Origin of the sequence: Aeromonas sp. ZOR0002 (assembly GCF_963866995.1) — a bacterium.
GTDB classification, from domain to species: domain Bacteria; phylum Pseudomonadota; class Gammaproteobacteria; order Enterobacterales; family Aeromonadaceae; genus Aeromonas; species Aeromonas caviae.
Map to the genome: position 1 here is coordinate 1 of NZ_CAWMFQ010000007.1, position 4,700 is coordinate 4,700.

Below are 4,700 nucleotides of genomic sequence, written 5' to 3' on the forward strand. Positions count from 1 at the left end.
CACCCAATACAAGAAACCCCGCTCACTCGAGCGGGGTTTTTTTATTGCCTGAAATTTATTTATTAGATAATAAGTCTGGATAATGCTCAAAATCCAGTCAATTACATCGATAAACATTGCTATTCAGCCAGTATCACTGCCTTTCAAACGGCTCAATCTCTCTTTTTCACCTGGTTGAGCGTCAAATATCTCCGGCTCAAACGCTATTCCCTTCCTTGATAATCACTATCGCCGGAAACGGGAGTGACAAGTACTTCAGGATCCATAGACTGTTTCTTTCATGTACAAGGAGCTGTGTATGTTGGGGATCCACGATCTGGCGCTGTTTATCGTTTCTGGCCTGTTGTTGAACATGATGCCTGGGCCTGACTCCCTGCTCATCATGCTGCGCAGCGGCTCCCAGGGATGGCGTGCAGGGTCCATGGCGGCATTGGGTATCGGGACAGGTACCATGGTGCATGTGTTGGCGGCAGCTCTGGGACTGTCTGCCCTGTTGAGTGCCTCTGCCGGGCTGTTTGCCGTCATCAAGCTGATGGGGGCGCTCTATCTGGTCTATCTCGGCGTGTCCATGCTCTGGCAGAGGAGTGGCACTTCAACGTCTGTGGATGGGGCTGTGGCGCTGCCTGCGCTCTCTTATGGGCGCATCTTTCGGCAGGGGTTGCTCACCAATGTCCTCAACCCCAAGGTGGCCCTGTTCTTCCTCGCCTTTGTGCCCCAGTTCATCGCTCCCGATGCACCGCAGAAGGCGCTGGCCTTCATCGTTCTGGGCTGTATCTTCAATTTCAACGGCATGATCTGGTGCCATCTGCTGGCCTTCTCGACCGCCTATGCGAGTCGCAGGATGGCCTTGCCTGGCTGGTTGGGCCGCTGGCTCAACCGCCTGATGGGGGGGCTGTTCGTGGGGCTTGGCATCAAGCTGGCGGTGGAGTGAGAGGGTAAACGCCGGGCATAGAAAAAGGCGTATCCCATCGCTAGGATACGCCTTCGTCTGCACTGCAGCAGGCTGACTGAAATCAGTTCATGCCGTAGCGCTTGAGTTTCTTGCGCAGAGTACCGCGGTTGATGCCCATCATCACGGCGGCGCGAGTCTGGTTACCACGGGTGTACTGCATGATCACGTCCAGCATGGGAGCTTCGACTTCGGAGAGAACCATATCGTACAGATCAATCACTTCCTGACCGTTCAACTGGGCCAGGTAGTTACGCAGGGCCTGTTGCACAGAGTCACGCAGGGGGCGCTGGGTCGGCTCGGCAGCGTGATTGTGAGTAGTTGTTACCAATGCATCAGAAGTCAGGGTTTGTTCGAACATATTCGGTCGGCTCTTTAGTTATGCGTTAACCTAATCCATCGAAATACGCTTCGAGTGCCTCGAGTTGTGCATCTGCACAATCCAGGGCATTGAAGTGCTTACGGAATTCTCGGCCCGCCTCTTCTTCATCCAGATACCAGCCCACGTGTTTACGGGCAATGCGCGCTCCCAGATAGGCACCGTAAAACTGGTGCAGATTGGTGACATGCTCGTTCATCAGGGTGCGAACCTCTTCCCTGTCGGGAGGCGGCAGCTTGGTGCCCGTTTCAAGAAAATGGCGGATTTCCCGGAAAATCCAGGGTCGTCCTTGCGCAGCACGGCCGATCATCACGGCGTCGACACCGGTATAGTCGAGGACATACCGGGCTTTCTCCGGGCTATCGATGTCGCCATTGGCGACAACAGGAATCGATACGGCCTGCTTAATCGCCCTGATAGTGTCGTACTCCGCTTCGCCCTTGTAGAGGCAGGCACGGGTACGACCATGCACGGCAAGGGCCGCGATACCGCAATCTTCGGCGATTCGGGCGATCTCCTCGCCATTGCGGTTATCCGGATCCCATCCTGTGCGGATCTTCAAGGTGACAGGTACTTCCACCGCATCCACCACGGCCCGGCAGATGGATCTGACCAGGTCTGGCTGACGCAGCAGGGCGGAACCTGCCAGCTTCTTATTCACTTTTTTTGCCGGACACCCCATGTTGATGTCGACGATCTGAGCGCCCTGCTCCACGTTGTAGCGGGCAGCAAACGCCATCATCTCGGGGTCGGCACCGGCAATCTGGACCGATCGCAAGCCGCCTTCAGCAGAGTGATCCATTCTCATCCGGGTTTTCTGGGTATCCCAGACATCCGGGTTGGCCAGCAGCATCTCGGAAACGGCCATACCGGCTCCCAAACGTAAACAAAGTTCACGAAATGGTCGGTCTGTTACACCGGCCATGGGGGCCACGATCAGGGGAGTTTCAAGCGTGTGGGGACCTATCTGCATTCCACGGTTACCATCGGCTTAGGGCGGCGTATATTACGCATTTTTTAGTCAGGAGAAAAGGTTAGTATTTGAGCGTCAGCCATTTTTTTCTGAAAAAAACGTCGCGCCAAGGCTTGCAAATTCAGGAGTGCTTGAAAATCGGACATATTGTCTGTGACCATGGTCAGGGGGGCGCGAGTGAGGGGGATGGTGATTTGTGAGTCTCCCTCTCAAGTCGGTTTAGGCTATGATAGCGGGCCTGAATTGAGCAAAGGCTCTACACAATTTTATTACAAACGGATCGGGGATGTATGACGGCAAAGTTCATCAAATCGCTCTGCCCATGCCTGCTGGGTGTCGTGCTGGGGTCGGCCCAGGCGCAGACGGTCAGCTTTACCGAGGCCTGGAGTCGGGTCATCCAGCAGGATGACGGCTTGGCGGCAGAGCAGGCCGGGGTGGAGAGGGCCCAGCAACTGCGGGAGGCGGCCAAGGCCATGTACCTGCCCAAGGTGGATGTGGGGGCCAGCTATACCCATCTTGATCAGCCGATGGAGCTGGACATGCTGGATCTCAACCCCATCGCCAATCATCCGGAATTCGGCAAGGTGCTGGGGCCCGTGATGCAGGCACTCAACCTCAGCCCGAGCGATTTCGTCACCCCCCTCACCAAGCAGAACGTGGTGACCAGTTCGGTCAAGATGTTATGGCCGCTCTTTACCGGCGGGCGCATCGATGCGGCCCAGGATATTCGTCAGGCCCAGGTGAGCGAGGCTGAGCAGTTGCTGGTGCTCAAACAGCAGTCCACCTTCGAGAGCCTCTCCCAGACCTACTTCGGGGTGGTGCTGGCGGCGCAGGTGGTGCAGACCAAGCAGGAGATCGAGCAGGGACTGGCACACCATCTGGATCATGCCAAGAAGCTCGAAGCCCAGGGGCAGATCGCCAAGGTGGAGCGCCTGTCGGCCCAGTCTGCCTATGACAGGGCACGCATCGATACCCAGAAGGCCAGGCGCAGCCTGGAGATCGCCCAGCTGGCGCTCGGCCACATGCTCAAGCTCAAGCAGGCTGAGCCCAATACCGCCCTCTTCATCAACGAAGGGATGCCAGCCTTGTCTCCCTTCGTGGAGGAGACCCTGTCGGTGCACCCCGGTCTCAAGCTGTTGACGGCCAAAAAGGAGCAGGCCCAGGGGATGATCAAGCTGGAGAAGGGCAAGTACGCCCCCGAGCTCTTCCTGTTCGGCAACTACAACCTCTATGAAGATGATTCCATCGTCTCCAAGACCACACCGGACTGGCTGGTTGGTGTCGGGGTCAGCATGCCGCTGGTGAGTCGCGATGGCCGCTCCGAGACAGTCCAGGCAGCCAAGAGCGCCGAACTCCAGGTCAACCTGCTGCAAGCCAAGACCCGCCAGGATCTGGAGCTGCTGGTCGAGAAGACCTGGCGCGAGGCTGCCCAGGGACTGGAGGAGTATCACTCTCTCTCCTCGACCCAGGCGCTGGCCGAGGAGAACGTGCGGTTGCGTGACAAGGCATTCGGTCAGGGGCTCTCCACTTCCCTTGATGTGGTCGATGCCCAGACCCAGCTTGCCGGGGTCAAGACCCAGCGCGCCGCCGCCGCCTATCAATACGTGATCTCTCTGGCCCGCCTGTTGGCACTCTCCGGTCAGATGAACAGTTTCAACCAGTATCAGCATGGCCAGGCGATCGAGGTGAACTCATGATCGCGCGCTCTTCCACTCCGTTATTCATGTCCGTTTCGACCGTCAAGGGTCGCCCGTTTGCCGAGGTGAATTCATGAGTCATCCCCCCATCAAGAAGAAGATGAGCCAGGGCAAGCCTTGGCTGCTGCCACTGGCGCTGGTATTGCTTGTGCTCTGGCTGGGCTGGCGCTTCTGGCTGGCCTATCAGCCGGAGCCGGTGCGTCTGCAGGGGCAGATAGAGGCGCAGCAGTATTCGGTCTCTTCCAAGGTGGCGGGCCGCATCGACGAGGTACTGGTGAAGAAGGGGGATCAACTGGCCAGGGGCCAACTGGCGTTCACTCTGGCGAGCCCGGAGATCGAGGCCAAGCTGAGTCAGGCCAAGGCCGGGCAGGCGGCGGCGGGTGCCATGGCCGAAGAGGCAGAGAAGGGGGCGCGAGTGCAGCAGATCGCGGCCGCCAAGGATCAGTGGCAACAGGCCAAGGCGGCTGCCCTGCTTCATGGCAAAACCTACGAGCGCATTGCCAGCCTGCATCGGGATGGCGTGATGTCGCTGCAAAAGCGTGACGAGGCCTGGACGGCCTGGCAGGCGGCGAAGTACAGCGAGGGCATGGCCTGGCAGCAATACCAGATGGCACTGGAAGGGGCGCGGGAAGAGACCAAGATAGCGGCCCGCGAGCAGGCCAAGATGGCGGCTGGCGGCGTGGCGGAAGTGGAAGCCTATCT

At 58.4% G+C, this 4,700-nt stretch carries 5 protein-coding genes; 3 read left to right on the plus strand and 2 right to left on the minus strand.

Annotated elements, in window-relative coordinates:
• Positions 1 to 298: 298 nt before the first annotated feature.
• Positions 299 to 931, plus strand: a complete 633-nt coding sequence (locus AACR77_RS00510) for a LysE family translocator (RefSeq protein WP_042879110.1) — start codon at positions 299 to 301, stop codon at positions 929 to 931.
• An 82-nt stretch (positions 932 to 1,013) separates the two neighbouring features.
• On the opposite strand, the gene fis is transcribed toward AACR77_RS00510, so the two are convergent.
• Both fis and dusB read right to left on the minus strand, forming a co-directional pair.
• Entirely contained in the window at positions 1,014 to 1,310 is a 297-nt protein-coding gene (gene fis / locus AACR77_RS00515; RefSeq protein WP_005309538.1) for a DNA-binding transcriptional regulator Fis, read from the minus strand.
• 25 nt (positions 1,311 to 1,335) lie between these two features.
• Positions 1,336 to 2,301: a tRNA dihydrouridine synthase DusB gene (gene dusB / locus AACR77_RS00520; protein ID WP_010675552.1), complete on the minus strand. Its 966-nt coding sequence runs from the start codon at positions 2,299 to 2,301 to the stop codon at positions 1,336 to 1,338.
• Positions 2,302 to 2,591: 290 nt separating this feature from the next.
• Between dusB and AACR77_RS00525 the strand changes: the two genes are divergently transcribed.
• Together AACR77_RS00525 and AACR77_RS00530 are read left to right on the plus strand one after the other, a co-directional pair.
• Positions 2,592 to 3,998: a TolC family protein gene (locus tag AACR77_RS00525; RefSeq protein WP_010675551.1), complete on the plus strand. Its 1,407-nt coding sequence runs from the start codon at positions 2,592 to 2,594 to the stop codon at positions 3,996 to 3,998.
• 73 nt (positions 3,999 to 4,071) lie between these two features.
• Positions 4,072 to 4,700 (plus strand): HlyD family secretion protein (locus tag AACR77_RS00530; RefSeq protein WP_156133346.1); only part of this gene is annotated, 629 nt, incomplete at its 3' end.

Coding starts and splice junctions, on each gene's coding strand:
- AACR77_RS00510 (WP_042879110.1), top strand. CDS start 299: ATGTTGGGGATCCACGATCTGGCGCTGTTTATCGTTTCTGGCCTGTTG.
- dusB (WP_010675552.1), bottom strand. CDS start 2,301: ATGCAGATAGGTCCCCACACGCTTGAAACTCCCCTGATCGTGGCCCCC.
- fis (WP_005309538.1), bottom strand. CDS start 1,310: ATGTTCGAACAAACCCTGACTTCTGATGCATTGGTAACAACTACTCAC.
- AACR77_RS00525 (WP_010675551.1), top strand. CDS start 2,592: ATGACGGCAAAGTTCATCAAATCGCTCTGCCCATGCCTGCTGGGTGTC.